This window comes from Streptomyces noursei (genome assembly GCF_001646665.1).
Taxonomy (GTDB): Bacteria; Actinomycetota; Actinomycetes; order Streptomycetales; family Streptomycetaceae; genus Streptomyces; species Streptomyces lavendulocolor.
The window spans coordinates 439,424-465,574 of the sequence record NZ_LWBU01000279.1; the positions used below are offsets into that span (position 1 = coordinate 439,424).

Sequence of the window (26,151 nt, forward strand, 5' to 3'; positions counted from 1 at the left end):
GGTCACCGGTGCGGTCGGCGCGGGTCGCTCCGGGAGACGGTGCGATGTTAGAAATGGGGCATGAGCGGACGTCTCGGACGGACCAGGCGAGCGTCGGGCCGCCCGGCCCCGGGACGCGTCCCGAGCGCTCCTGAGCGGCCCCGGCACCCGAGGGCGCGGCGGCCGGCGCGGCGCGGAGTGCGGTCCCTGCTGGGCGTGCGCACGGTCGCCGGCCAGGTGCTGCTGCTCCAGGTCCTGGTCGCGGTGCTGCTGATCACCGTGGCCGTGACGGGACTGGCGCTCCAGGCGCGGTACGACAGCGAGAAGGACGCGCAGAACCGCTCCCTCGCCGCCGCCGAGTCCTTCGCCGACGCACCGGGCACCGTGCTGGCGCTGAAGGCCCCCGACCCCACCGCCGCGCTCCAGCCGTCGGTCCTCAAGGCCCGGGACGGCTCGGGGCTGGACTTCATCGCGGTGATGACCCCCGACGGGGTCCGCGTGGCCGACAACGAGTCGTCGCTGATCGGCAGGCGCGCCCAGGGCGTGGAGCGGGCCGCGACGGGGAGCGGGTTCACGGAGATCTTCGAGGGTGCCCCGAACGACGCCGCCCGCGCCGTCGTCCCGGTCCAGGACGCGGACGGCACGGTGGTGGGCCTGGTGAGCGCCGGGGTCAGCATCGACAACGTCGGGGACGCGTTCGACCGTCACCTGCCGGTGCTCCTCGGGGCGGCGGCCGCCGCGCTCGCGCTGGCGGTGGGCAGCTCGGCGCTGGTGAGCCGACGGCTGCGCCGCCAGACCCACGGCCTCGGCCCCACCGAGATGACCCGGATGTACGAACACCACGACGCCGTTCTGCACGCGACGCGCGAAGGGGTGCTCATCATCGGGGACGACGGGCGGCTGACGCTCGCCAACGACGAGGCCCGCAGGCTGCTGGAGCTGCCGCCGGACGCGGAGGGGCGCCCGGTCACCGACCTCGGCCTGGACGAGGGCACCGCCGAGCTGCTCGCCTCGGGCCGTACGGTGACCGACGAGGTGCACCTGGCCGGGGAACGTCTGCTGGCCGTCAACACCCGGCCCACCGCCCCGTACGGCGGAGGGTCCGGCACGGTCGCCACGCTGCGCGACACCACCGAGCTGCGCGCGGTGTCCGGGATGGCGGAGGTGGCCCGGGAGCGGCTGAAGCTGCTGTACGAGGCGGGCGTGCGGATCGGGACGTCGCTGGACGTGGTGCGGACCGCGGAGGAGCTGTCGGAGGTGACGGTCCCCGGGTTCGCGGACTTCGTCACGGTGGAGCTGCTCGACCCCGTGCTGCGCGGCGAGGAGCCGACGGGCACGCACACCGAGATGCGGCGCACGGCGGTGAGCGGCATCCGTCAGGACCACCCGCTCCAGCCGGTGGGCGACCTGATCCGGTTCGCCGTCCCCACGACGCCGATGGCGGCGGCCCTGGCCGGCGGGCACGCGGTGCTGGAGGCGGACCTGAACGTCGCCCACGGGTGGCGGGCGCAGGACCCGCCGGGTGCCGACGAGGCCCTGGCGTACGGCATCCACTCGCTGGTCACGGTGCCGTTGCAGGCGCGCGGGGTGGTGCTGGGCATGGCCAACTTCTGGCGCTCGGAGCGGGCCGAGCGGTTCGAGGAGGAGGACCTCGCCTTCGCGGAGGAGGTGGCCGCCCGGGCGGCGGTGGCCATCGACAACGCGCGCCGCTTCACCCGCGAGCACGCCATGGCCGTCACCCTCCAGCGGAGCCTGCTGCCGCGGGTCCTGCCGGAGCAGGGGGCGCTGGACATCGCGTACCGCTATCTGCCGGCGCAGGCGGGGGTGGGCGGGGACTGGTTCGACGTCATCCCGCTGCCCGGGGCGCGGGTCGCCCTCGTGGTGGGCGACGTGGTGGGGCACGGGCTGCACGCCGCGGCGACGATGGGGCGACTGCGGACGGCGGTGCACAACTTCTCCGCGCTGGACCTGCCGCCCGACGAGCTGCTGGGCCACCTGGACGAGCTGGTCACCCGCATCGACCAGGAGGAGGCGGAGGGCGACGACGGCGAGGGGATCACCGGCGCCACCTGCCTGTACGCCATCTACGACCCGGCGTCCGGGCGGTGCAGCGTGGCGACCGCCGGGCACTTCGCGCCCGCCCTGCTGCTGCCGGACGGCAGGGTGGACTGCCCCGAGGTGCCGGTCTTCCCGCCGCTGGGCCTGGGCAACCTGCCGTTCGAGACGGCCGAGCTGCAGCTGCCGGAGGGCACTCAGCTGGTCCTCTACACCGACGGGCTGATCGAGCACCGCGACCGTGACGTGGACACCGGGCTCCGGGTGCTGCACGAGACGCTGGCGGGGCACCCGGACCGCACCCCGGAGGAGACCTGCCAGGCCGTGTTCAGCGCGATGCTGCCACCGCACCGGCGGGACGACATCGCGCTCCTGGTGGCGCGGACGAACATGCTGGACCGGTCCCTCGTGGCCGACTGGGACGTGCCCGCCGACCCCGCGGCGGTGGCCCGGGTCCGGGCGGCGTGCGGGCGCCAGCTGGAGCGGTGGGGGCTCGACGAGATCGGGTTCAGCACCGAGCTGATGCTCAGCGAGCTGATCACCAACGCCATCCGCCACGGGTCCGAGCCGATCCACGTGCGGATGCTGTACGAGCGCTGCCTGGTCTGCGAGGTGTCGGACGGCAGCAGCACCTCCCCGCACCTGCGGCGGGCGGCCACCACCGACGAGGGCGGCCGCGGACTGTTCCTGGTGTCGCAGTTCGCGGAGCGGTGGGGCACCCGGTACACCCCGACCGGGAAGGTGATGTGGACGGAGCAGTCCCCGGGGGCGGGGCCCCGGCAGCCGGTGGAGCTGCTGCTGGACGACGTGTCCTGGTGACGGCGGTGCGCGGGTTTGCCGTTCCGGCAACTTTCCTTGCCGGGCGCGGAGCCCGGCAGCTGCGATGGACGGCATGGACACGCCTTCGGAAGCCATCGCCAGGACCCTCGACGGAGTCGGTCCCCGCCTGCGGCGCATCCGCGAGGGGCGCGGCGTCACCCTGGCGGCGCTCGCCGCCGCCACCGGCATCTCCACCAGCACCCTGTCCCGGCTCGAGTCCGGCCGCCGCCGTCCCGGTCTCGCCCTGCTGCTTCCCCTCGCCCAGGCCCACGGCATCCCGCTGGACGAGCTGGTGGGGGCGCCCGAGGTGGGCGACCCCCGGGTACGGCTCAGGCCCAGGACCGTGCACGGCAACACCGTGGTGCCGCTGACCCGCCGGCCCGGGCCGCAGGCCGCGTACAAGATGGTCCTGCCGCGCGACCGGGACACCCCCCGGCCCTGCGCGCACGAGGGTCACGAGTGGCTGTACGTGCTGTCCGGCCGGCTGCGGCTGGTGCTGGGCGATCACGACCTGGTGCTGGCGGCGGGCGAGGCGGCCGAGTTCGACACCCGGCTGCCGCACTGGTTCGGCAGCACCGGGGACGGCCCGGTCGAGATCCTCTCCCTCTTCGGGCGCCAGGGCGAGCGGGTGCACGTCCGGGCCCGGTCCCGCCGGCGCCCCGACCGTGCCGCGCCGGAGCGGTGAGCGTCCGGCCCCTCGACCGGCGCGCCCCTAACGTCCGGTTTTAGCCACCCATGGGGGTTACGCGCTTATCGCCCCGACCACCCATGTTCAGGTGCACATAGGGGACTTGCGCCGCCGGTTCGAGGTGCGTGAGAAGAATCACCGGACGGTGCCGGCGCCGCTCCGCCGAACAGCCCTTTTCCCCGCTGGCACACAGCGGAGTTGACGATCCGCCACCCGGCGGCCGGGGATTGGCGGGTGCGAATCGAGCCTTGTTCCTTCCGGCCCCTCTCGCTTACGGTCCCCTCAATCCGGATGGACCGCCGAATCCTGCCGCCGTCCGGTGACCCCACCCACTCACGTACGTACGGCAGGAGCGGGGGACCCAGGTAAGCCGCCGGCCCGGACGACCACCGGACCGGCTAGGGGTGAAGTCGCGGCCTCGGCCGCGGCCGGACATCTCCCGTCCGAACCCGACAGCTCACCTCGCAGGCGACGGAGAGGAATTCGCCATGCCCGCAAAGGGTAAGCACCGTCGTCCCAAGAGCAGCCCGCTCACCCGCCGCTTCGTCGCCGCGGGCACGGGCGGAGCCGCGCTCGCGCTGCCCATGATCGGCGCCACCGCCGCGGAGGCCGCCCCGAGCGCGGTCCCCGCCACCGCGCACTCCGTCGCCGCCGCGGCCGCCGCCGCGCCGAGCGCGGCCCTCGCCGCGAAGGCCGGTCCGGTCACGTACACCGTCGTTTCGGGCGACTCCCTCTCGGGGATCGCGCGGGACCAGGGGGTGAGCGGCGGCTGGAAGAAGCTGTACGAGGACAACCGGGAGGCCGTCGGATCCGACCCCTCGCTGATCCGTCCCGGCCTGAAGCTGACGATCGGTGCCAAGGCGACGGCCCAGCGGGCCGCGGCACCCGAGCGGGCCGACCGTTCCGCCGAGCGGAAGGCCGTGCCGGCCGTCGCCAAGGCCACGACGTACCCGGACAACCTCGACGGCTGGATCCGCGAGGCGCTGGACGTCATGGCCAAGCACGGGATCCCCGGCACCTACGAGGGCATCCACCGCAACATCATGCGCGAGTCCTCGGGCAACCCGTTCGCCATCAACAACTGGGACATCAACGCGGTGAACGGCACCCCGTCGAAGGGCCTCCTCCAGGTCATCGCGCCGACCTTCGAGGCGTACCACGTGCCCGGCACGGCGACGGACCCGTACGACCCGGTCGCCAACATCACCGCCGCCTGCAACTACGCGGCCGACCGGTACGGCTCCATCGACAACGTCAACGGCCCGTACTAGTCCGCACCGGCCCCCGCGGGACGCCGGGGGACGGAACGCCGGGGCCGGCCGCACACCAGCGGCCGGCCCCGCCGCCGTGTGCCGTGCGAACCGGCCGAAAGCCGTTGCATAACCATGCAAGGTATGACAATAATTGCCATACCGCGCATTACGAGGAGTTTCCCCGCATGGCCCACGAAGCCGATCCGACTACTCCCACCCCCGCATTCCGTATCAACACCGCCTCCGCCCGCAACTGCCACGACTGCGGCGAATGGGGCACCGTGATCGACATCCACGGTCACGACGCACCGTGCCCGACCTGCCAGCGCCCCGGGCGCGCATGATCCCGCCGCCCCGCCGCACCGGCGCTCCGCCGGCCCCGCGGCTCCCGGCAGCGACCCGGCGGGAAGAACACGGGCCTTCCGCCGTTCCGTCCCGGCGGGCCTCCGCGCACGCTCAGTAGTTCTGCCACTCGTGGCGGGTGTACTCCAGCACGGCCGGGTCCATCAGGGTGCTGGCCCGTACGTCCCGGGGGCGCCGGTCCACGGGGAAGACCGTGGCCGCCGCGAGGACGTCGTCGTCGAGGAAGCGCAGGGCCGGCACGTCGGCCGCCAGGCGCAGCGGCGGCGGGGGGCCGTCGGCGCCGGGGACGGCGAGGACGAAGCCCCAGTTGCCGAAGCTCGGGACGTCGACCTGGTACGGGGTGGTGGCGTACCCGGCCTCGCCGATGGTGGCGGCGATGGACCAGTACGACTTGGGCGCGAAGAACGGTGACCCGCCCTGCACCATGACACGGCTCTCGGGACCCAGGACGCGGCCGAGCAGGTGGTAGAACTCCACGCTGTACAGCTTGGCCAGGGCGGCGGTGTCGGGGTCGGGGAAGTCGATGAGCACCGCGTCGTAGCGCCGGCCGGCGTCGCGCAGCCAGGTGAAGGCGTCCGCGTGGACGACCGTCACCCGGGGGTCGGACAGCGCGCGGTCGTTCAGGTCGAGCAGCGGCGGGAAGGTCCGGGCCAGGCGGGTCATCGCCGGGTCGAGGTCGACCAGGGTCACGCTGTCGACGTCGTCGTAGCGCAGGACCTCGCGCAGGGCGAGCGCGTCGCCGCCGCCCAGGATCAGCACGGAGGAGCGCTTCCCCGCCAGCGCCGGGTGGACGAGCGCTTCGTGGTAGCGGTACTCGTCCACGGAGGAGAACTGCAGGTCGCCGTTGAGGAAGAGCCGGGTGTCCGGTTCGCCGGTGAAGGCGGTGGAGCGGGTGACCACGATGTCCTGGTAGGGCGTGGTCTCGGCGTGGACGATGGGGTCGCGGTAGAGCTGCTGGCGGGCCGTGACCTCGATGTCGTCGGCCAGGACCCAGACCGTGGCCAGCAGCGCGAGGACACCGGCCCCACCGGCCAGCAACCCGTTCCGCACGAACGGCCGGGTCTCCCGGCGGAAGATCCACAGGACGACCACGACCCCGGCCACCGCGTTGACCGCGCCCACCACCAGCGCGCCCTTGAGCTGGCCGAACGCGGGCAGGAGCAGCAGCGGGAAGCAGAGGCCGCCCACCAGCGCCCCGACGTAGTCCGCGGCGAACATGTCGGCGACGGCGCTGCCGGCCTCCTGCCGCCGGATCCGCTGGAGCAGCGTCATCAGCAGCGGTATCTCGGCCCCCACCAGGAGGCCGACGACGAAGGAGACGACCACCATGGCCGGCATGTAGAGCCGCAGCCAGGCGAAGGCGACGTACAGGATGAGCACCGACAGGCCGCCGACGAGCGCGAGCAGGATCTCGACGAGGGCGAAGGCCCCGACCGCGCGGCGTTGCAGCGGCTTGGCGGCCAGGGAACCGATGCCCATGGCGAAGACCATGACGGAGATGACCACGGAGGTCTGCATCACGGAGTTGCCGATGAGGTAACTGCCCAGCGCCGTCAGCGCCAGTTCGTAGACCAGACCGCAGGCCGCGCAGACGAACACGGCGAGCAGCAGCAGGAAGCGCGTGCCGCGGGCGTACGACCTCGGCGGTCGCGGGCCGGCGGCCGGGGCGTCACGGTCCAGGACGGTGGTGCTCATCCCGGGGTCAGGAAACGGCGGCGCCGACCATGAAGGCCGTGCCGAGGTACATGGCGGCCTGGACCCAGGCGGCGGGGTGGGGGCTGGTCCCGTTGTCGTCGAGGACGGCGTGGCCCAGGCGGCCGGGGGTCAGCAGCCCGACGACGACGGAGATCAGCGTCATCACGACGACGCCGGCGAGACCGTACAGCAGGGTGCTGAACAGACCCTGCGACAGGCCCAGTTCCGATTCGCTGGCCCGGATGGACTGCTCGATGACGAGGCCGATGGCGATCGTCTGACCGGCGAGGAGGACGGCGGCGCCCCGGTTGCGCTCGGTCCACACGACGTGGACGAGCTTGCCGGGGGTGACGAGGTCGAGCGCGATGAAGCCGACCGCCATCACGACGAAGCCGACCATGCCGTAGAGCAGGGCGATGCCTGCCGACTCGAAGATCTCTGCCACGGTGTGCCTTTCGGGGACGTCGTCGAGGGGTGCGGGGGAAGACGGGAACGGAAGGGTGGATCAGGCGTACGGGTACGGCACGTCACTTGCCGGAGCCGGGACCCCCGCCGCGGAACGCGGCGCTGTCGGGGTCCGGCCACGAGGAGCCGAGGTGGGTGCGCCAGCGGTGGTAGCCGGTGCGGTAGTCGGCGATCTCGATCAGGCTGCCGGTGCCGCTGGTGTGCGGGCTGATCGCGACGATGTCGTCCCGGTAGCGGAGGAACTCCTTGCCGCCGTCGGTAAGGCGGGCGACGGCCGGGGTGTTGCCGTCGATCTCGCCCGCGACCTTGGACGTCGCGTCGGTCCTGTCGACGTAGTCCGCGCCGCTGGAGGAGTACTGGCCGCGGATCCAGCCGGACGGTACGTGGTTGCCGTCATCGTCGTCGTCCGGTTCGCTGGAGCAGGCGGCGAGGGCCAGTGTGGCGAGGAGCATCACGCTGATGCGTCGAGCGGTCTTCATCGGGCCTCCAGCCGGGTGTGCGTCGCCACGATCCGGCGGCTCTGCGGGTAGGTGTGCCAGGTGCGCCAGCTCAGCCCGGCGCTCTCCGGCTCGACGGTCAGCGCGGTGACCGCCTCCGGCGAGCCGGGGAAGACCCCGTGCAGCGCGCGGGGATGGTCCTCGCAGCGGCCCCGGATCCGGGCCACCCGGGCGCTGAACTCCGCCGGGCCGAGACGTGCGACGCGGGCGGTGAAGGCGTAGTGCCAGTCGTCGAAGTCCTGTGCCGCCGCGTCCGGCAGGCCGCCCTCGACGCCGGGCAGGCAGGCGACGGTCTCCCGGACCGGTCCGGCGAACACCTGGTGCGAGGCACCGAGCAGCCGGAGCTGTACGTCGAGTCCGCCGACGGTCAGGTCACGCACGGCGAGCGCCTCGCGGGCGGGGCGTCCCAGGACGAACGACAGCTGATCGGCGTCCGTGTCCAGGTACGGGGCCGTCAGTGCTATGCCGCTCATCCGGCGCCGCCCGGACCTCTGCCCCGTGCCGTGGCGAGGACGGCAGGCGTGAATCTCAACGATGTTCCCCCGACTGCGTAGTGCTTGGAGCGCGGCCGAGTATGGCACAGCCGGAAATCGCCCCTCGGGGAGGGTGCCGGGCCGGGCAGCGCGTCAGGCCGGCGGAGAGCGTCAGGCCGCTTCCCGGTCGGAGCCCGGCCACACGTACGGCAGGTCGTCGGGGACGCCGGTGAAGCGGACCGCGTAGAAGTCGGGGTCCTTGCGCAGCAGGGCCGACTGGTGGCTCCGGTGGAAGTCGGGGTCGCCGAGCCAGGGCGGCACCTCCCCCGCCTCGGCCAGCTCGTCCTGGCGGCGGACCGGTGCGCCGGGCCGGACGGCCTGGAAGTCGGCGAGGAGGGTGACCGCGCAGGTGTCTCGGTGGCCCAAGGCGGTCCACGCGCCGCAGATGTCGAGCCCGTAGCGGACCAGGGCCTCCTCGTAGCCGACCCACATACGGACGGCCGGGTGCCGCCGCCAGCCGTAGCCGGGCACGGTCAGGCCGCGGAGCACCTGGAGCGCCTCGACCCGCTGTTTGCCCAGGCGGCGCGGGTCGAGCACCTCCGCGCACGACGAGAACCGGGGGAACGGCAGGAAGGTCTGCACATCCCTGTGTCTACCGTCCCGGCCCCGCCTCCGCATGCCGGGCCCGGCCCCGCCGGGGTGAATCTCCACTTAATGAAAGCCAAAAGAAAAGACGTGCACGGATATTGACCGGCGTGGTGAGGGGCCGCCAGCATCAGTCACCGCGAGAGCGCTCTCCCCACGCGATCACCCCCACCATCCCCGAGGAGCCCCACCATGCCCGCAGCCGCCGTACCCGTCGCCCCACCACCCGCGCGCCGACCACCCCTCACCCTCCGCCGGGGTGTGACGGGCGCGCTGGTCACCGCACTCGTCGCCGCACTGCTCGCGCTCGTGCCGGCCCCCGCCGCCGAGGCCGCGCCGGTGCTGCTGTCACAGGGCCGCCCGGCCACCGCGTCCAGCCAGGAGAACGGCGGCACCCCGGCGGCCGCGGCCGTCGACGGTAATGCGGGCACCCGCTGGTCCAGCGGCTTCTCCGACCCCCAGTGGCTCCAGGTGGACCTGGGCGGCCCGGCCGCCGTGAGCCAGGTCGTCCTTCGCTGGGAGGCGGCGTACGCGAAGGCGTACCGCATCGAGCTCTCCACCGACGGCACGAACTGGTCGACGGCCCACTCCACGACCACCGGCGCCGGTGGCACCGAGACCGTCCCGGTCACCGGCACCGCCCGCTACGTCCGGATGCACGGCGTGACCCGGGCGACCGGGTACGGCTACTCGCTCTGGGAGTTCCGGGTGTACGGGAACGGCGACGGCGGTCCCGTGCTGCCCGGCGGCGGTGACCTCGGGCCGAACGTCCACGTCTTCGACCCGGCCACGCCCGGCATCCAGGCGAAGCTCGACGAGGTGTTCCGGCAGCAGGAGTCGGCGCAGTTCGGCAGCGGCCGGCACGCCTTCCTCTTCAAGCCCGGCACGTACCACAACCTCAACGCGCAGATCGGGTTCTACACCCAGATCGCCGGCCTGGGCCTGCGCCCGGGCGACACCACCATCAACGGCGACGTGACGGTCGACGCGGGCTGGTTCAACGGCAACGCCACCCAGAATTTCTGGCGCGGCGCCGAGGGCCTGACCCTCAACCCGGTCAGCGGCACCAACCGGTGGGCGGTCTCGCAGGCCGCGTCGTTCCGTCGCATGCACGTCAAGGGCGGCCTCAACCTCGCCCCCGACGGCTACGGCTGGGCCAGCGGCGGGTACATCGCCGACAGCAAGGTGGACGGCCAGATCGGCAACTACTCGCAGCAGCAGTGGTACACGCGGGACAGCGCCATCGGCGGCTGGTCCAACTCGGTGTGGAACCAGGTGTTCTCCGGCGTCGAGGGCGCCCCGGCCACCGGCTTCCCGGAGCCCCGCTACACCACGCTGGCCACCACCCCGATCTCCCGCGAGAAGCCCTTCCTCTACCTCGACGGCAACGAGTACAAGGTCTTCGCGCCCGCGAAGCGGACCAACGCCCGCGGCACCACCTGGGCCAACGGCACCCCGCAGGGCGAGTCGATCCCGCTCAGCCGGTTCTACGTCGTCAAGCCGGGCGCCACCGCCGCCACGATCAACCGGGCGCTGGCCCAGGGCCTGCACCTGCTGTTCACGCCCGGCGTCTACCACGTCGACCGGACCATCGACGTGAACCGCGCGAACACCATCGTGCTCGGCCTCGGCCTCGCCACGATCATTCCCGACAACGGGGTGACCGCGATGCGGGTCGCCGACGTCGGCGGCGTACGGCTCGCCGGCTTCCTCATCGACGCCGGCGCGGTCAACTCCCCCACGCTGCTGGAGATCGGCCCGCAGGGTGCCGCGGCCGACCACGCCGCCAACCCCACCACCGTCCAGGACGTCTACATCCGTATCGGTGGCGCCGGCCCCGGAAAGGCCACCACCAGCATGGTGGTCAACAGCGACGACACGATCATCGACCACACCTGGGTCTGGCGCGCCGACCACGGTGACGGCGTGGGCTGGGAGACCAACCGCGCCGACTACGGCGTCCGCGTCAACGGCGACGACGTCCTGGCCACCGGCCTGTTCGTCGAGCACTTCAACAAGTACGACGTCGAGTGGTACGGCGAGCGGGGCCGGACGATCTTCTACCAGAACGAGAAGGCCTACGACGCGCCCGACCAGGCAGCCATCCAGAACGGCACCACCAAGGGCTACGCCGCCTACCGGGTGGACGACTCCGTGAACACCCACGAGGCCTGGGGCCTGGGCAGCTACTGCAACTACAACGTGGACCCGGGCATCCGCCAGGACCACGGCTTCAAGACCCCGGTCAAGCCCGGGGTGAAGTTCCACAGCCTCCTGGTGGTGTCCCTCGGCGGCATGGGCCACTACAACCACGTCATCAACGAGACCGGGGCGTCGACGGTGCCCGCCGGCACCTCGACCGTCCCCTCCACCGTCGTGTCCTTCCCGTAGACGGCCGCGGCGGTGCGCGGGTCCGGTGCTCTTTCGAGCGGCCGGGCCCGCGCCACCGTGTTCACTGGGCGGCGCGGTCCCGCAGCGCCGCCCGCCAGGCCGGCGAGGCCTGCTCGACGGGCTCCGTCCCGGCCCCTGCCCGGCGGCCTCCGCGGGCGAAGAAGTCGGCGAGCGGGAGGATGGCCGCGCCGACGGTGACGGCGTCCGGGCCCAGCGTCCCCATCTCGATGCGGACACGGGCCGCCGGATAGGCGAGGGCGTACGACATGGCGTGGTCCCGTACCGAGTCGAGGAACCGGGCGCCGAGCTGGAGTCCGGCCCAGCCTCCGACCAGGATGCGTTCGGGCTGGAAGAGGTTGATCAGGTCGGAGAACCCGGCGCCGAGGTACTCGGCCGTCTCCTCCAGCACCGCGAGGGCGGTGGCATCCGGCTCGGCCCCGGGTCCGGCGCCGGCATCCGGGTAGGCGGCGGCCAGCATCGCGGTCAGCGCCGCCTCCTCGTCCGCCCCGGCCGGCGGCCGTCCGCCCGCCTCCGCCCAGCGCTCCAGCAGCGCCTCGGCCCCCGCGTACGCCTCCAGGCAGCCGAGCGCGCCGCACCGGCAGCGGCGCCCCCGCACCCGTACCGTCAGATGCCCCCACTCCACCGCCCGCCCGGACCGCAGGTCGTCGGTGACCACGCACGCGCCGACACCCGAACCGAACAGCACCACCACGGCACTGCGCGCACCGCGCCCGGCGCCGAACCACATCTCCGCCTGCCCGAGCGTCTTGGCCCCGTTGTCGATGAAGTACGGCACCGACTCGGGCAGCGGTACCACGGCGCGCAGCAGCCGCTCCAGCGGCACGGCGTCCCAGCCGATGGTCTGACCGTGCACCACCGCGCCGTCCTCCGGCGTCCCGGCCACGATGCCGGGCACCCCCACCCCGACGCCCAGCAGCCGGCCGGGGTCGACGTCCGCACGGTCCAGCACCTCGGCGATGCCGTCGCGCAGGTGGTCCACGACGACATCGACGTCGTAGCGCCCGTGCGCACCGGTGGCGCCGGCCCCGAGGGGCCGCTCGGTGCGGGCCAGTTCGGTGAGGGTGAGGTCGAAGAGCTCGATCCGCACCCGCGTCTCGCCGACGTCGACGCCGATCATGCAGCCGCTGCCGGGGCTGATGCGCAGCAGGGTGCGGGGCCGCCCGCCGGCGGAGTCCACGCTGCCGGCCTCCTCGACCAGGCCCTCCGCGACCAGCTCCGCCACCACGTTGCTGATCGACCCCGAACTCAGGCCGGTGGCGGGGCCCAGCGAGAAGCGGCTCAGCGGCCCGTCGAAGTACAGGCACTGCAGCACGGCGGTGCGGTTCTCGCGCCGCAGGTCACGGACCGTCCGGCCATTGCCCACTGTCACCCAGCCCCCTCTTCGGAAGTCCTCACCGCAACATACCTCCGCTTCGTCCGGCGCCGGGCTCCAGCCCGGTCCGGCGACGGTCACGTCCGGTGCGGCGGTCCGGGGCACCTCGGCGTGCGACATGCGTTCGAGGGGTGTGCGGTCGTGACGTCGGGCGCGGCTCGCAGTTGAACCGGGCATGAAGAAGCGCAGCATGCTGGCCGTCGCGTCCCTCATCACCGGAGCGGCCATCGCCGCCCTGAGCCCGGCGCCCCCCGCCGCCCACGCCGCCACCCTGGACGGCCCGTCGAACAGCACGGGCGACGCCGGTTCCCCCGAGAGCCGGGACGCCGACGACGAGGACGGCGCGACCGACGCCTGAGGCGTACGTCCGGGACCTGCTCGCGCGGGGGCGGGGTCACCGCCGCCCGCGCGCCCGCCGTCGCCGCGCGCCGCCGCGCCCGGCTGCCTCACGGCATGACGGCGTCGAGGGCGTGGCGCAGCGAGGTGACGCCGTCGGACGCCAGGAAGTGACCGGCACCGGGCACCACCTCGGCCCGCACCCCCAGCAGGCGGGCGAGACGGTCGGTGTGGCCGGTCGGGACGTACGGGTCCGCGTCGGACCTGATCACGGTGAGCCGGCCGATGCGGTCGCCCTGCCCGCGCACGTCGCAGCCGTCCCCGATGTAGGTGTCCAGTTCCGGGAGGGCCGGCAGGGGGTCGACGAATCCGGCGACCAGGACCAGGGTCCCGAGGTTCCAGGGGGCGCGGAGCGAGCGCAGATGGCGCAGCACCGTCAGGCAGCCCAGGCTGTGCGCGACGACGGTGGTGTTCTCGTCGGGGATCCCCACCGCGTCGCGCACGGCGTCCGCCCACTGCCCCGGGTCCGGGTCCAGGGGGTTCGGCAGGGCCGGGACCGTGGTCCGTATGCCGTTCGCGTCGAGTCGTCCGGCGAGCCAGCCGAACCAGTGGTCCTCGGGGGTCGCCCCGTATCCGTGGATGATCGAAGCACGTCGCTGTGTTGTTCCCGTCGTCATGCCAGGGGACGGTAAGGGTTCACACCGGCGTGAAGGTCAAGTCCACGAGGAGGGATCGACGGTGCTGATCAGCGAGCTCGCGGAGCTGACCGGGGTGAGCGCACGGGCGTTGCGCCACTACGAGGAGTGCGGCCTGCTGGTCCCGGCTCGCAACAGCAGCGGGTACCGGGAGTACTCCGCGTCCGACGCCGCCCTGGTGGCCCGGATCAGGACGATGATCGCCGCCGGTCTGGGGACCTCGGTGATCCGGCGGTACCTGGACTGCGCGCGCACCGGCGACCACGGCACGTTCCTGGAGCTGTGCCCCGACCTGCGGGCGGAGCTGGACGCCGTGGCCGGGCGCCTCGACGCCCGGCAGGCCGAACTGCGCGAGCAGCGGCGCCGGTTGAGCGCGCTCGTGTCGGGGGCCTGAGGCGCGCAGGGCCCTGGAGCGCGCCGGTGGCACGGGTGCGGGCGCGGGGCGCTGCGGAACACGATCGATCCCGGCGCCCCGGTGCGGTGGCCCGGCTTCGGCCGGGAGGGGCGCGCGGACCCCCTTTCCGGGCTGCTCGCCCTGCGGGGCCTGCCGCTCACCGGGGTCGACCTGCCGGAGTGGGCCGGCGGGGACGCGGCCGACGGGAACGTCGACGTGAGCTTCGTCCTCGGGCCGGGACCGGTGACCGTGTTCAACGCCCTCGACGAGAACGGGCCGGCGTTCGGCCCGCCCGACGCGCGGCAGCGGTGCCACGTGCTCCGCCGCGGTCCGTCGCACGGCGGCCGTGCGGGATAATGCCCGCATGCGGATTTCGGCCAGGGCGGACTACGCGGTGCGCGCCGCGCTGGTGCTGGCTGCCGGGGAGCGGGACGGGCCGGTGAAGGCGGAGGCCATCGCCGAGGCGCAGGAGATCCCGCACAAGTTCCTCGAAGGCATCCTGAACGACATGCGGCGCGGCGGGCTGGTCGTCAGCCAGCGGGGGGTCAACGGCGGTTACCGGCTGGCCCGTCCGGCGGCGGGGATCAGCGTGGCGGACGTGGTGCGCGCGGTGGACGGGCCGCTGGTGTCCGTGCGGGGCGTGCGGCCGCCGGAGCTGTCGTACAGCGGGCCGGCGGAGCCGCTGCTGCCGTTGTGGATCGCTCTGCGGGCCAACGTGCGGCGCATCCTGGAGGGCGTCTCGCTGGCGGACGTGGCGTCCGGCCGGCTGCCGGAGTCGGCGCACGCGCTGACGGAGGACCCGGCCGCCTGGTCCAACCCCTGAGACCGGCGCACCTCACTGAGCTGCGGATTCCCGTACGGCGAGACGGAGTTGACCACGATGTGGTCGCCCCCTTGCCGACGTCGCCCCTTCCCGGCAAGTATTCCTACCAAAACAGTAGGGAAGTCGCGCCGGGAGGGCGACGACGGGGAAGGGACGCGGCCAGGGGGCCGAGGGGCGGGGACCGGCGGCAGGAGTCGCGTGTCATGCCCCTGACCCTGCCGGGGTCCTGTCGCCTCCGTGTCCGACCGGCGCCCCCACGACCCTTGGAGCACCTCGGATGACCATCGCCACCCCCCACGGCGCCCGGGCCCGCCGGTGACGTCCGCCATGCCCGCGACGGCGACCACCGACCCGGACCCGGCCACCGACCCGGCCGGCCGGGCGCGACACCTGCTCCGCACCGCGCGGGAGGTCGCGGACGACCTCGCGGCCGACGCCGTGCCCCGGGACCGGGCCGGCCTGCCGCCCACCGACGAGGTGGCCCGGCTGCGCGAGGCCGGGCTGCCGGCCGCGCTGGTGCCTCCCGGCGGCACGTACGGCGTCGACTGGCGCACCGGCTGCGCCGTCGTCCGCGAGATAGCCACGGCGGACAGCTCGGTCGGCGAACTGCTGGCCCGCCACTGGGCGCACACCTGGAGCGGGCGCTTCTACGGCACCGCCGCCCACCGGGCCACCGCCCTGGAACGCGACACCGCCCGCGAGCAGTGGCTGTGGGCGGGCACCGTGCACGGCGCGGCGCCGGAGGGCGGCGGCCCCGGCCTCACCCTCACCCCGCTCGACAGCGGCCACCTGCTCAACGGGCGCGTGGCGGTGGACACGGCGGTGACCGTCGCCGACCAGATCGTCGTGGACGCGGTCTGCGCCGTGACCGGAGACCTCCTGGTCGTACGGGTGCCGCCCGGCCGGCCCGGGGTGTCCGTCGAGCCCGCGTCCGACCGCCTGGGCCAGCGGGTCGCCGGCGCGGGGGACGTCGTCTTCGACCGGGTGACCGTCGCACCCGCGCAGGTGCTCGGCCCCCGGCCGCACGACACCGAGTCGACCCCGCCCCACACCGCGCTCGCCGACCCCGCGCTGCGGCTGGCCCTGTGCCACGTCGGCCTGGGCATCGCCGAAGGCGCCCTGGCGGAGGCCCGCGACACCGGCAGGCACGCCCCGGTCCCCCGGCCCGCGGCCGGCGCCCCGGCGCACGACCGGCTGCCCGCCAAGGACCCCGACCTGCTCCTGGCGTACGGGGAGTTGGCGTCCGCCGCCCGCACCGCGGCGGTCCTGGTCGAGCGGGCGACGGAGACCATGGCCCGGGCCCTGGAGGCCGGCCCGCAGGTCGATCCGGAGGAACCCGCCGACGTGGCCGCCCTCGTGGCGACGGCCGAGACCGTCACGGCCCGGGCCGCCCTGCACGTCACCACCCGGGTGCTGGAGCTGGCCGACACCCCGGGCCTGGACCGGTTCTGGCGCAACGCCCGGGTGCTGACGGCCCACCGCTCGACGGCCCACCGGCTGCGCGACATCGGGGAGCACTACCTCAACGGCACGCACCGTCTGGCGGCGGCCGGCCGGTGAGACCGGCCCCGGCCCGCCCCTCCCGGCCGGAGCGGACGCGTGGGCCGGGCGGCGCCACGGGCGGAAGCGGCCGCGCGGCGGGAACGCGCGGCCGGGGCGGGCGCCCGGGTGGCCGCGGGCGGGGGCGTCAGGTCGAGGCGGTCGCGGGGGTCGCGGTTCCGCAGCCGGGGTGGCCCCAGCGGGTGCCGAGCTTGGCGATCTCCTCGCCGGCGGCGTACGTCCGGCCGCACGGGCACGTGCCGCGGTACTTGGCCTTGATGGTGCGGGGGGCCGCTCCCGTCGCGGCGCGGGCCGCCCGCTTGCGGGGCGCGGCAGCGGTCTTCGGCCGTGCCGGGGCGCTGCGCTCCGGCGCCGGCTCCGGGACGTCGGTGTCGCCGAGCGCGGTGCCGGCGGCCCGCTGGGTGACGGCGGCATCGCTGGCCGCCTGGTCGGCGATGGCGTTCAGCGGGTCGCCGTCCACCCGGTGGGCGGGGACGTAGCGGAACTCGACGTCCCGGCCGGCGAGCAGGGCGTCGATGCCCTGCACGAGTTCCTGGTTCGCGACGGGCTTGCCCGCCGCCGTGCGCCAGCCGTTGCGCTTCCAGTTCGGCAGCCACTGGGTCACGGCCTTCATGGCGTACTGGGAGTCCATGCGCACCTCGAGCGGGGACTCCGGGTCGACGGCCTCCAGCAACCGCAGCAGCGCGGTGAGTTCACCGACGTTGTTGGTGGCCCGGCCCAGCGGTCCGGACTCCCAGCGCCGGGGGCTGCCGTCGGCGTCGGCGACGACCCACGCCCAGCCGGCCGGGCCGGGGTTTCCCTTGGCCGCCCCGTCACAGGCGGCGATGATGCGATCGGACATCCCTCGATCATGCCCTATGCCCGGCCCCGCACCGGCCGGGGGACCCGGTGGACCGGTTCCGGCCAGGGCACGGCCGGATGTGGTGTCCGCGCCTTTCGGGCGCCCCCTGTGCGGAATCATGTGCTCCGTGTCGGCATCCGTACGCAGGGCGGCCGGGCCCGGGCGGGGCCGACCTTCCTGACCGGGAGGACTGTTGGACGCCAAGGGGACGGGCCGGGAGCCGAGGACGACCACGAAGGGGCCGGCGCGGCCCGCCGACCCGCGGGGCGGCGACCTTCCGCCCGGGCCGCCGCCCCCGGACCCGTGGTCCCGCCGCCGGTTCCTCACGGGCGCCGGGTCCGCGGCGGGGGCCGCGCTGGTGGCACCGGCGGCGGCAGCCGCGGCCGCGGACGCCAGGGACCGGATCGTGTCCCTCCGCTACACCGCGGCGACCAACGGGGCGGCCGACCTCGCGCCGTCCGGCGACCGGCTGATCGCCGAGGTGCAGCACGTCCTGTGGTCGGTGCCCCGCGCGGGCGGCGCGGCCGTCGCGCTCACCCCCGCCCCGCTGGAGCCCAACCGCCCCGTCCACTCGCCCGACGGTTCCCTGGTGGCCTTCTGCGCCTACCGGGGCGGGGGGTTCCACATCTGGACCATGCGGCCGGACGGTTCGGACCTGCGGCGGCGCACCGACGGGCCGTGGGACGACCGGGGGCCCGCCTGGTCGCCGGACGGCAGCCGGCTCGCCTTCGCGTCCGAACGCGGCGGCGACCCGGTGACCGGCGCCCCCTACCGCATCCATGTGCTCGACCTGCGGACCGGGGCCCTCACCGCCGTCAGCGGTCTGCCGGAGCAGGCGGGACCGTCGCAGGACGGGCCGTGGGAGGACTTCGACCCGGCGTGGTCCCCGGACGGCGAGCGGATCCTGTTCGTCCGGGCGGCCGTGACGGCCACCTCCTCGGGGACGGCCCTCGACGCCCGGACGGTGGTCTCGGTGCCGGCGGACGGCGGCGGGCCGGTGCGCGTCGAGCACACCGGGACGGCGTCCGCCCAGGTGATGGCGCCCGCACCGGCGCCGGACGGGCGGCTCGCCTACCTGCGGGTCACCCCGGCGCCGCACGGCGCGTGCACCCTGGTCGTCGACGGCGAGCCGGTGGCCGTGCCCGGCGACGTCGCGCCCGTGCCGCCGCGCTGGACCGCCGGGGGCGCGCTGCTGCTCACCGTGGACGGCCGGTTCACCCTCGTACGCCCGGAGGCACCCGGATCGGCGGAGCGCATCCCGTTCGAGGGGAGCGTGCGCGTGCGCCGGCCGCGCTACCGGTCCAAGGCGTACGACGCCGACGGCGGCCGGACGCGGCCGGTGCGGGGCGTGCACCTGCCGGCGCTGGCGCCCGACGGGCGCCGTCTCGCGTTCGCGGCGCTCAACTCCCTGTGGCTGGCGGACACCACGGGCGGCCGGCCCCCGCGCCGGCTGGTGCGCGCGGAGCCGACGCGGTACCTCCTGGGGCCGGTGTGGGCGCCCGACGGGCGGTCGCTGGTGTACGCCGACGACAGCGACGGGCTGCTCGGCGTGTACCGCCACGACCTCGCGACCGGTACGCGCACGGCGCTGGCGACGGGCGGGCGGGTCCACCCGGTCCTCTCCCCCGACGGCGGCCGGCTCGCCTGCCTGGACCTGACGGGCCGGCTGGTGGTCAAGGACCTCGGGACGGGCACCGAGCGCGTGCTCGCGGCCCCGCTGGGCGGGGGCGGGCTGCCCGGGCGGCCCAGCTGGTCCCCGGACGGCCGCTTCCTCGCCCTGTGCGACCGGAACCGGCTGAACCAGCGGTTCCGCGAGGGCTACAACCTGATCCGGGTCGTGGACGCCGCGACCGGCGCGGCCCGGCTGCACGCGGTGGCCCCGCACACGTCGATCTCCGACCGGTACGGTTCGGGGCCGGTGTGGTCCCCGGACGGCCGCTGGATGGCGATGGTCGTGGAGTCGGCCCTGTGCCTGCTGCCGGTGACGGCGGACGGCCGGCCCGCGGGGCCGCCGCGCCCGCTCTCCGCCGAACCCGCCGACACCCCCACCTGGTCCGGCGACTCGCGCACGCTCCTGTACCTGTCCGGCGCCCGGCTGCGGCTGACCGGGATCGGCGGAGGCGGCCCGCGCACGGTGCGCGTACCGCTGGACTACCGGCGCGCCGAGCCCGCCGACACGGTCGTGCGCGCCGGGCGGTTCTGGGACGGCACCGGCGACGGGACGTCGGTCCGCGAGGACGTGGACGTCGTCGTGCGCGGCGGGCGCGTCGCGGCGGTGGAGCCGCACCGGCCGGGGCGGCACCGGCCGGCGGCACGGCGGGTCGACGCCTCGGAGCGGACGGTCCTGCCCGGGCTCTGGGACGCGCACACCCACCCCTGGCAGTACACGTACGGCGGCCGGCAGACGGCGTGTCAGCTGGCGTACGGCATCACGACCGCCGTGTCGCTCGGCGGCTTCGCCCACGAACAGGCCCGCGTACGGGAGGCGGTCGAGGCGGGGCAGCTGGCCGGGCCGCGGCTGCTGAGCTGCGGCGAGCTGCTGGACGGCTCCCGGGTGGCCTACAGCATGGGCAGGGCGCACCGGACGCGGGAGGGGCTGCGCCGGTCCCTGGAACGGGGTGCGGCGCTCGACTGGGACGTGGTGAAGACGTACGTCAGGGCGCCGGACTGGGTGATGGAGGAGGCGGCGCGGTTCGCCCACGAGCGGCTGGGGGTGCGGGTGGGCAGTCACTTCTGCTCGCCCGGACTGCACACGGGGCAGGACATGACGACGCACCTCCAGGCGACCCAGCGCGGGGAGGCGGGGCACGCGGTGACCGCCTCCGGCCGGTCGTACCAGGACGTGCGGGAGCTCTACACCGCCGCCGGGAGCGGTTTCACCCTGATCGCCACGCCGTTCTCGGCGATGTGGCTGGTGGGGGCGGATCCGGGGCTCGTACGGGACGAGCGGGTGGAGTCGATCATGCCGCCGTGGGACGCGGCGCTCGTACGGCAGATGGCGGAGCAGCCGCCCGGTGCCGCGTACCTGGAGGCGCTGCGCACCGAGGTCGGCGTGTACCGGCGGGTGCTGGCGTCCGGGGGTGTGGTGGCGCTGGGCACGGACGCGCCGATCGTCCCGGTGGGGCTGTCCCTGCACCTGAACCTGCGGGCGCTGCACTTCGGCGGGATGTCGCCGGCCGAGGCGCTGCGCACGGCGACGGCACTCCCGGCGCGGGCGTTCGGGCTGGACCGGGACCTCGGGACGGCGGAGGTGGGCAAGGTGGCGGACCTGACGGTGGTGGACGGTGACCCGTTCACGGACTTCGACTCGCTGGTGCGCACGGTCGCGGTGCTCAAGGGCGGGGTCCCGCACGAACGGGCCGCCCTGGGCGGGGCGTTCCGGGGGCCGGCGGTGCGGGAGGGCGGCGACCGGTGGGGGCGGGGCGCGCCGGACTGGCTGGAGGTCGGCCGGGGGATGCGCCGTGACGGCTGCTGCTCGCCGGTACAGGGCCACGGGTGACCGCCGCCGCCGGCCCCCGTTCGTCGGGGGGGCGGGCGGCGGGCGGGGTGCTCAGGCGTCGGCGTCCTGCGGGTACCAGCGCAGCTCGACGGTGTTGCCGTCGGGGTCCTTCACGTACACCGACTGGGCGGTGCCGCGCGCGCCGAAGCGGCTGACCGGTCCTTCCAGTACGTCGAACGTGCCGGAGTCGATGACCTCCTGCCAGTCCACGGGGTCGACCACGAGGCAGATGTGGTCGACGTTGGACTCGCCGCGGGGGCGGGCGAACAGGTCGATGATCATCGTGGGTGTGACCCGGACGGACGGGAACGGCACCTTGCCCGCCCGCCACTCCTCGACCCGTACGGGCTCCAGCCCGAGCGGTCCGCAGTAGAACTCCAGGGAACGCTCGACGTCCCGCACGTTGAGCACCACGTGATCGAAATCCTTGACCCTCATGGGCCTCCCCCTCCGTTTGCTCCGGTCCGTACCGGATGCCGACTCGGTCCGGGCAAGCATGCCATCGGTACGGGGGCACGGGCCCGGCCGGGCGGGTCGGCCGGCCGCGGCCAGGCGGTGGGCGGGGTCAGCCGGCCGTGGCCAGGCGGTGGGCGCGGATGATGTCGGCGTACCGGTGGCCGCTGGCCTTGATGGTGCGGGTCTGGGTGGCGTAGTCGACGTGGACGAGGCCGAAGCGCTTGTCGTAGCCGTAGGCCCATTCGAAGTTGTCCAGAAGCGACCAGGCGTAGTACCCGGCGAGCGGGGCGCCCTTGCGGATGGCGCGGGCGCAGGCGGCCAGGTGCTCCTCCAGGTAGCGGGTCCGCTCGGGGTCGTCGACCGCTCCGTCGGGGCCGACGGTGTCCGGGAAGGCGGAGCCGTTCTCGGTGACGTACAGCCGGCGCACGCCGTAGTCGTCGGTGAGGCGCATCAGGAGGGCCTCGATGCCTCCGGCGTCGATCTGCCAGTCCATGCCGGTGCGGGGCACACCGGGCAGGCGGACCTCGCGGGCGTGCGGGACGGGGCCGTGGGGGTCGTCGGCGACGGTGGCGGGGAAGTAGTAGTTGAGGCCGTGCCAGTCGAGCGGGGCGGCGATCGTGCCGAGGTCGCCGGGGCGCTCGGGGAGTTCCACTCCGTACAGCTCGCGCATGTCGGCGGGGAAGCCGCGGCCGTGGACCGGGTCGAGCCACCAGCGGTTGGTGTGGCCGTCCATGCGGACGGCGGCGGCGATGTCCTCCGGGCGGCTGGACGCGGGTTCGACGGTGGAGTGGTTGGTGACGAGTCCGATCCGCGCGCCCGGTGCGGCGGCGCGGACCGCGGCGGTGGCGAGCCCGTGGGCGAGCAGGAGGTGGTAGGAGGCGCGGACGGCGGCGGTGAGGTCGGTCAGGCCGGGGGCCATGCGGCCCTCCAGGTGCCCGATCCAGCCGGAGCAGAGCGGCTCGTTGAGGGTGGCCCAGTGGGTGACGCGGTCCCCGAGCCGGTCGGCGACGACGGACGCGTAGGCGGCGAGGTGTTCGGCGGTGTCGCGCACGGTCCAGCCGCCGCGGTCCTGGAGGGCCTGCGGGAGGTCCCAGTGGTAGAGGGTGACGGAGGGGGTGATGCCCGCGTCGAGGAGGCCGTCGACGACCCGGTCGTAGAAGTCGAGGCCGGCGGTGTTCACGGGGCCGTCCCCGTCGGGCACGATCCGCGGCCAGGCGACGGACATGCGGTAGGTGTCGGTGCCGAGGGCGCGCATCAGGGCGATGTCCTCGGGCCACCGGTGGTAGTGGTCGCAGGCCCGGTCGCCGTGGTCGCCGTTGTCCACCTTGCCCGGGGTGTGGGAGAAGGTGTCCCAGATGGACGGCTTCCGGCCGTCCTCGGCGACGGCTCCCTCGATCTGGTAGGCGGACGTGGCGGTCCCCCAGGCGAAGTCGCGGGGGAAGGCGGCGAGGTCGATCGGATCGGACACGGGGAACCTCTCGGGGATGCGGGTGGGAGCGGACGGCGGTGCGGGGCGCGCTACTTGACGGCGCCCGCGGTGAGACCGGTGACGAGGTAGCGCTGGAGGAGCAGGAAACCGGCGACGACGGGCACGCTCACGACGAGCGAGGCGGCCATGACCTGGTTCCAGTACACGTCGTTCTGGCCGGCGTAGCCCTGGAGGCCGACGGCGAGGGTGCGGGTGGTGTCGTTGGTCATCACGGAGGCGAAGAGCACTTCGCCCCAGGCGGTCATGAACGCGTAGACGGCGACGGCGACGATGCCCGGGACGGCGGCGGGCACGATGACCCGGAAGAGCGCGCCGAGCGGGCCGCAGCCGTCGACCTTGGCCGCCTCGTCCAGGTCCCGGGGCACCGAGTCGAAGTACCCGATGAGCATCCAGATCGAGAACGGCAGGGAGAAGGTCATGTAGGTGAGGATCAGGCCGCCGCGCGAGCCGAAGAGGGCGATTCCGGTGGCGTTGCCGATGTTGACGTAGATCAGGAACAGCGGCAGCAGGAAGAGGATGCCGGGGAACATCTGCGTCGACAGCACCGTGACCGTGAAGACCCGCTTGCCGCGGAAGGTGTAGCGGCTGACGGCGTACGCGGCGAAGACCGCGATCATGACGGAGCAGATGGTGGCGGCGCCCGCCACGACCAGCGAGTTCACGAAGTAGTCGGCGAGCGGGACCGTCTTCCAGATGTCCCGGTACGGCGTGAGCGTCAGGCCCGAGGGGATCCACTGGAACTTCCCCGAGACGTCCGCCAGCGGTTTGAGGGAGCTGGAGACCATCACGTACACGGGCAGCAGGACGAAGCCGGTGAGGAGGGTCAGGAAGACCGCGCGGCTCCAGAGGAAGGAGCGCGGGGCGGCCATGGGCGAGCGGGGGGCCGGCCGGGTGGGGCTAGGCATCGGCGGACTTCCTTCCCCGGGAGGTGAGCGTCAGGTAGAGGCCGGTGACGACGAGCAGGAAGAGGAGCAGCAGGACCGACATGGCCGAGCCGGTGCCGAAGTTCCAGGTCTGGAAGGACGACTGGTAGATGTGCAGGGAGATGAGGTCGGCCGATTCCGGCGCCGCCCTGCCGAAGAGCACGAAGGGGGTGTTGAAGTCGTTGAAGGTCCACAGGAACAGGACGAGGACGAGGACCTGGTTGACCGGGCGCAGGGACGGCAGGGTGATGCGGCGGATCTGCTGCCACACCCCGGCGCCGTCAAGGGCGGCCGCCTCGTAGATCTCCCGGGGGATGTTCTGCAGGCCGGCCATCATGATGAGGAAGGCGAAGGGCCAGCCCTTCCACACGGAGACGACGAGCAGGGTGATGAAGCTGTTCTCGCCGATCAGCCAGAAGGGCGGGCTGTCGGTGAGGCCGAGCTGGTCGTGCAGGACGTGGTTGATGAGCCCGTTGTCCCGCTGGAACATGAAGGCCCAGGTGATGACGGCGGCGTAGACCGGCAGGGCGTACGGGACGAGGAAGAGGGTGCGCAGCAGGCCCCGGCCGCGGAACGTCTCCTGCATGAAGACGGCGGCCGCGGTGCCGATCAGCCAGCACAGGCCGACGGACAGGAGGGTGAAGAGGCAGGTGGTGAGGAACGACTTCAGCAGTGCCTCGCCCACGGGGGCGTCGAAGTCGACGGAGACGGCGTAGTTGTCGAGCCCGGCCCAGGGTGCGGTGCCCCAGTCGCGGATGAAGAACTGGGTGAGTTCCTTGAAGCTCATGACGATGCCGATGAGCATCGGCACCAGGTGGACCAGGATCTCCAGGACCAGGGCGGGGAGCAGCAGCAGGTAGGGCAGGCCCAGGGCGCGGAGCCGCCCGGGGCGGCGGGGTCCGTGCTCCGCCCCGGGGTCGCGCTGCGGTACGGTCCGCCCGCCGGTCTTCTCGATGGCGGTGGTGGTCATGGTGGCGTCCGGGCTCACGTGTTGGGCATCTGCTGCTGGGCCTTTTCGAGCTTGGCCCTGACCGATGCGGTGGTCACCGGCCGGCCGGCGGCCGCGTCGGCGAACAGTTCCTTGACCGCGGTGCCCACGACGGTCTCGAACTGCGACTCCTCCGGTACCTGCGGCAGGGCCGCGGCGCTGGTGGCGAGGGTCCGGCGGAGGGGCGCGAGCGCGGGGGTGTTGAACGCGGGGTCGGCCTGGGCGGAGGTGACGGGCGGGATGGAGCCGTAGGCCTTGTTGAGGATCTTCTGCTCCTCGTCGCCGGTCATGAACTCCACGAACTTCATGGCACCGTCGATGTTCTTGGTGTTCTTGAAGACGGCCAGGTTGATGCCGGCGACCATGGAGTTGACGGCGGTTCCCCGTCCGGGCTTGCCGGACGGCACGGGTGCTGGCACGACACCCCATGCGGAGTCGTCCATGCCCTGGGCCTTGAAGGTGGCGGCGGCGGTCTGCCACAGCACCATCGCGGTCCTGTTTTTGGCGAAGTCGCTCAGGGACTGGTTCTGGGCGTACTCGGCGTTGCCCTTGGCGACGATCCTGTGCTCCGCCATCAGGTCGACGTACTGCTTGACGGCGGCGACGGCGCCGTCGGAGGTGAAGTCGGCCTTGCCGTCGGGGGTGAAGAAGTCGGCGCCGTGCTGCTTGCCGAGGACGAAGACCTGGTGGATGTTGTTGGAGAGGTTGGAGCCCTCGACCCCGATGCCGGCCTTGCCGTCCTTGGTGAGCCTCTTGCCGGTGGCGACGAGTTCGTCCCAGGTGGCCGGCGGCTTGGTGATGCCCGCTTCGGCGAACATCTTCTTGTTGTAGTAGAGCGCGTAGGCCATGGAGTAGAGCGGTACGGCCGCGGGGTCCTGGCCCCGGACGCCGGTGGAGCCGAGCGCGGACTCGACGAAGCGGTCCCTGCCGCCGATCCTCTCGAAGTTCTTCTCGTCCCAGGGCAGCAGGGCGCCGCTGGACTGGAGGGAGGCGCTCCAGGTGTTGCCGATGTTGAGGACGTCGGGGCCCTGGCCGGAGGTGGTCGCGGTGAGGATCCGGTTGAGGAGGTCCGACCAGGGCACCACCTCCAGCTTGACCTTGATGCCCGTCCTCTTCTCGAACTTGTCGAGTTCGGGCTGGAGGACCTTCTTGTCCACCTCGAGGTTGGCGCCCTGATTGGACGCCCAGTAGGTGAGCGTCCCGGGCCGGGAGTTGTCGCCGGAGCCGCCGGACGGGGAGCCGCCGCCGCAGGCCGCCGCGGAGAGGACGAGGGAGAGGGTGACGGCGCCGACGGCTGCGGCTCTGATTCTGCGCATGGCTCCTCGTGTCCCTTTCAGGGGAGGGGTGGAAGCCGGGGAGGGAGAGGGTGCGCGATGTCCCGCGTTCGGCCTCTGAAGAACCTCTCGGCTTAATTTAGGATGTGAGTTAAAC

23 protein-coding genes and 1 riboswitch are annotated in these 26,151 nt (G+C 73.7%); of the genes, 10 read left to right on the top strand and 13 right to left on the bottom strand.

All coding sequences use genetic code 11. The features are described 5' to 3' along the window. The first annotated feature begins 60 nt into the window (after positions 1-60). From A4V12_RS20610 to A4V12_RS20620, 3 genes are all read left to right on the top strand, one after another. Positions 61-2,853, top strand: coding sequence for a SpoIIE family protein phosphatase (locus A4V12_RS20610; RefSeq protein WP_064070803.1), 2,793 nt, complete (start codon positions 61-63; stop codon positions 2,851-2,853). A gap of 73 nt (positions 2,854-2,926) precedes the next feature. Continuing rightward, positions 2,927-3,538, top strand: a complete 612-nt coding sequence (locus A4V12_RS20615) for a cupin domain-containing protein (RefSeq protein WP_107415468.1) — start codon at positions 2,927-2,929, stop codon at positions 3,536-3,538. 319 nt (positions 3,539-3,857) lie between these two features. Then, positions 3,858-4,025, top strand: a riboswitch (cyclic di-AMP (ydaO/yuaA leader). A gap of 4 nt (positions 4,026-4,029) precedes the next feature. Further along, positions 4,030-4,812, top strand: a complete 783-nt coding sequence (locus tag A4V12_RS20620) for a LysM peptidoglycan-binding domain-containing protein (protein ID WP_064070805.1) — start codon at positions 4,030-4,032, stop codon at positions 4,810-4,812. A 438-nt stretch (positions 4,813-5,250) separates the two neighbouring features. On the opposite strand, the gene A4V12_RS20625 is transcribed toward A4V12_RS20620, so the two are convergent. The 5 genes from A4V12_RS20625 to A4V12_RS20645 form a co-directional block, all read right to left on the bottom strand. Then, positions 5,251-6,852 (bottom strand): polyamine aminopropyltransferase, encoded by a 1,602-nt coding sequence (locus A4V12_RS20625; RefSeq protein ID WP_079137189.1) that lies wholly within the window; start codon positions 6,850-6,852, stop codon positions 5,251-5,253. A 7-nt stretch (positions 6,853-6,859) separates the two neighbouring features. Continuing rightward, positions 6,860-7,297 carry a DUF350 domain-containing protein gene (locus A4V12_RS20630; protein WP_064070806.1) on the bottom strand — a complete coding sequence of 146 codons (438 nt, stop codon included), beginning with the start codon at positions 7,295-7,297 and terminating at the stop codon, positions 6,860-6,862. A gap of 82 nt (positions 7,298-7,379) precedes the next feature. Next, a complete protein-coding gene (locus A4V12_RS20635; protein WP_064070807.1) occupies positions 7,380-7,796 on the bottom strand; it encodes a DUF4247 domain-containing protein in 417 nt (138 codons plus the stop codon). Further along, complete coding sequence (locus A4V12_RS20640; RefSeq protein ID WP_064070808.1) at positions 7,793-8,287, bottom strand: DUF2617 family protein; 495 nt, start codon at positions 8,285-8,287, stop codon at positions 7,793-7,795. Before A4V12_RS20640 ends, A4V12_RS20635 begins: the two co-directional genes overlap by 4 nt. 171 nt (positions 8,288-8,458) lie before the next feature. Then, on the bottom strand, positions 8,459-8,929 hold the full coding sequence (locus tag A4V12_RS20645) for an MSMEG_6728 family protein (protein ID WP_064070809.1): 471 nt from the start codon (positions 8,927-8,929) through the stop codon (positions 8,459-8,461). A 195-nt stretch (positions 8,930-9,124) separates the two neighbouring features. Between A4V12_RS20645 and A4V12_RS20650 the strand changes: the two genes are divergently transcribed. Further along, a complete protein-coding gene (locus A4V12_RS20650; RefSeq protein ID WP_064070810.1) occupies positions 9,125-11,323 on the top strand; it encodes a discoidin domain-containing protein in 2,199 nt (732 codons plus the stop codon). A 61-nt stretch (positions 11,324-11,384) separates the two neighbouring features. Here A4V12_RS20650 and A4V12_RS20655 read toward each other — a convergent pair whose 3' ends face one another. Beyond that, the gene (locus tag A4V12_RS20655) at positions 11,385-12,713 is read right to left on the bottom strand and encodes an ROK family transcriptional regulator (protein WP_064070811.1); all 1,329 of its coding nucleotides are present in this window, start codon (positions 12,711-12,713) and stop codon (positions 11,385-11,387) included. A 178-nt stretch (positions 12,714-12,891) separates the two neighbouring features. On the opposite strand from A4V12_RS20655, the gene A4V12_RS20660 reads away from it, so the two are divergent. Continuing rightward, positions 12,892-13,074, top strand: coding sequence for a hypothetical protein (locus tag A4V12_RS20660; RefSeq protein WP_064070812.1), 183 nt, complete (start codon positions 12,892-12,894; stop codon positions 13,072-13,074). Positions 13,075-13,162: 88 nt separating this feature from the next. Here the strand turns inward: A4V12_RS20660 and A4V12_RS20665 are convergent, their stop codons facing one another. Beyond that, on the bottom strand, positions 13,163-13,729 hold the full coding sequence (locus tag A4V12_RS20665; protein WP_064070813.1) for an RBBP9/YdeN family alpha/beta hydrolase: 567 nt from the start codon (positions 13,727-13,729) through the stop codon (positions 13,163-13,165). Between the two features lie 61 nt (positions 13,730-13,790). Here A4V12_RS20665 and A4V12_RS39810 point away from each other — a divergent pair, with 61 nt between their 5' ends. The 4 genes from A4V12_RS39810 to A4V12_RS20685 all read left to right on the top strand — a co-directional run bounded on the left by A4V12_RS39810 (position 13,791) and on the right by A4V12_RS20685 (position 16,524). Further along, positions 13,791-14,141, top strand: coding sequence for a MerR family transcriptional regulator (locus A4V12_RS39810; RefSeq protein WP_064070814.1), 351 nt, complete (start codon positions 13,791-13,793; stop codon positions 14,139-14,141). A gap of 81 nt (positions 14,142-14,222) precedes the next feature. Beyond that, complete coding sequence (locus A4V12_RS20675; RefSeq protein WP_064070815.1) at positions 14,223-14,498, top strand: hypothetical protein; 276 nt, start codon at positions 14,223-14,225, stop codon at positions 14,496-14,498. 7 nt (positions 14,499-14,505) lie between these two features. Then, positions 14,506-14,964, top strand: coding sequence for an RrF2 family transcriptional regulator (locus tag A4V12_RS20680; protein ID WP_064070816.1), 459 nt, complete (start codon positions 14,506-14,508; stop codon positions 14,962-14,964). 327 nt (positions 14,965-15,291) lie between these two features. Beyond that, positions 15,292-16,524, top strand: coding sequence for a hypothetical protein (locus A4V12_RS20685; RefSeq protein ID WP_064070817.1), 1,233 nt, complete (start codon positions 15,292-15,294; stop codon positions 16,522-16,524). Positions 16,525-16,651: 127 nt separating this feature from the next. Here the strand turns inward: A4V12_RS20685 and A4V12_RS20690 are convergent, their stop codons facing one another. Beyond that, positions 16,652-17,365: a ribonuclease H family protein gene (locus A4V12_RS20690; RefSeq protein WP_064070818.1), complete on the bottom strand. Its 714-nt coding sequence runs from the start codon at positions 17,363-17,365 to the stop codon at positions 16,652-16,654. A gap of 193 nt (positions 17,366-17,558) precedes the next feature. On the opposite strand from A4V12_RS20690, the gene A4V12_RS20695 reads away from it, so the two are divergent. Then, complete coding sequence (locus A4V12_RS20695) at positions 17,559-20,864, top strand: amidohydrolase family protein (protein WP_079137190.1); 3,306 nt, start codon at positions 17,559-17,561, stop codon at positions 20,862-20,864. A gap of 51 nt (positions 20,865-20,915) precedes the next feature. Here the strand turns inward: A4V12_RS20695 and A4V12_RS20700 are convergent, their stop codons facing one another. The 5 genes from A4V12_RS20700 to A4V12_RS20720 all read right to left on the bottom strand — a co-directional run bounded on the left by A4V12_RS20700 (position 20,916) and on the right by A4V12_RS20720 (position 26,036). Continuing rightward, positions 20,916-21,302, bottom strand: coding sequence for a VOC family protein (locus A4V12_RS20700; protein WP_064070819.1), 387 nt, complete (start codon positions 21,300-21,302; stop codon positions 20,916-20,918). Between the two features lie 127 nt (positions 21,303-21,429). Further along, positions 21,430-22,788: a GH1 family beta-glucosidase gene (locus A4V12_RS20705; RefSeq protein WP_064070820.1), complete on the bottom strand. Its 1,359-nt coding sequence runs from the start codon at positions 22,786-22,788 to the stop codon at positions 21,430-21,432. 50 nt (positions 22,789-22,838) lie between these two features. Beyond that, the gene (locus A4V12_RS20710; protein ID WP_064070821.1) at positions 22,839-23,678 is read right to left on the bottom strand and encodes a carbohydrate ABC transporter permease; all 840 of its coding nucleotides are present in this window, start codon (positions 23,676-23,678) and stop codon (positions 22,839-22,841) included. 28 nt (positions 23,679-23,706) lie between these two features. Next, positions 23,707-24,702 carry a carbohydrate ABC transporter permease gene (locus A4V12_RS20715; RefSeq protein ID WP_064070822.1) on the bottom strand — a complete coding sequence of 332 codons (996 nt, stop codon included), beginning with the start codon at positions 24,700-24,702 and terminating at the stop codon, positions 23,707-23,709. A 14-nt stretch (positions 24,703-24,716) separates the two neighbouring features. Beyond that, positions 24,717-26,036: an ABC transporter substrate-binding protein gene (locus A4V12_RS20720; RefSeq protein WP_064070823.1), complete on the bottom strand. Its 1,320-nt coding sequence runs from the start codon at positions 26,034-26,036 to the stop codon at positions 24,717-24,719. Positions 26,037-26,151 lie beyond the last annotated feature (115 nt).

What these genes read in the sequence shown, in the direction of transcription:
- A4V12_RS20690 (WP_064070818.1), bottom strand. Translation starts at nt 17,365, where the DNA reads ATGTCCGATCGCATCATCGCCGCCTGTGACGGGGCGGCCAAGGGAAAC.
- A4V12_RS20650 (WP_064070810.1), top strand. Translation starts at nt 9,125, where the DNA reads ATGCCCGCAGCCGCCGTACCCGTCGCCCCACCACCCGCGCGCCGACCA.
- A4V12_RS20700 (WP_064070819.1), bottom strand. Translation starts at nt 21,302, where the DNA reads ATGAGGGTCAAGGATTTCGATCACGTGGTGCTCAACGTGCGGGACGTC.
- A4V12_RS20720 (WP_064070823.1), bottom strand. Translation starts at nt 26,036, where the DNA reads ATGCGCAGAATCAGAGCCGCAGCCGTCGGCGCCGTCACCCTCTCCCTC.
- A4V12_RS20710 (WP_064070821.1), bottom strand. Translation starts at nt 23,678, where the DNA reads ATGGCCGCCCCGCGCTCCTTCCTCTGGAGCCGCGCGGTCTTCCTGACC.
- A4V12_RS20625 (WP_079137189.1), bottom strand. Translation starts at nt 6,852, where the DNA reads ATGAGCACCACCGTCCTGGACCGTGACGCCCCGGCCGCCGGCCCGCGA.
- A4V12_RS20680 (WP_064070816.1), top strand. Translation starts at nt 14,506, where the DNA reads ATGCGGATTTCGGCCAGGGCGGACTACGCGGTGCGCGCCGCGCTGGTG.
- A4V12_RS20715 (WP_064070822.1), bottom strand. Translation starts at nt 24,702, where the DNA reads ATGACCACCACCGCCATCGAGAAGACCGGCGGGCGGACCGTACCGCAG.
- A4V12_RS20620 (WP_064070805.1), top strand. Translation starts at nt 4,030, where the DNA reads ATGCCCGCAAAGGGTAAGCACCGTCGTCCCAAGAGCAGCCCGCTCACC.
- A4V12_RS20665 (WP_064070813.1), bottom strand. Translation starts at nt 13,729, where the DNA reads ATGACGACGGGAACAACACAGCGACGTGCTTCGATCATCCACGGATAC.
- A4V12_RS20685 (WP_064070817.1), top strand. Translation starts at nt 15,292, where the DNA reads ATGCCCGCGACGGCGACCACCGACCCGGACCCGGCCACCGACCCGGCC.
- A4V12_RS20660 (WP_064070812.1), top strand. Translation starts at nt 12,892, where the DNA reads ATGAAGAAGCGCAGCATGCTGGCCGTCGCGTCCCTCATCACCGGAGCG.
- A4V12_RS20610 (WP_064070803.1), top strand. Translation starts at nt 61, where the DNA reads ATGAGCGGACGTCTCGGACGGACCAGGCGAGCGTCGGGCCGCCCGGCC.
- A4V12_RS20615 (WP_107415468.1), top strand. Translation starts at nt 2,927, where the DNA reads ATGGACACGCCTTCGGAAGCCATCGCCAGGACCCTCGACGGAGTCGGT.
- A4V12_RS20635 (WP_064070807.1), bottom strand. Translation starts at nt 7,796, where the DNA reads ATGAAGACCGCTCGACGCATCAGCGTGATGCTCCTCGCCACACTGGCC.
- A4V12_RS20640 (WP_064070808.1), bottom strand. Translation starts at nt 8,287, where the DNA reads ATGAGCGGCATAGCACTGACGGCCCCGTACCTGGACACGGACGCCGAT.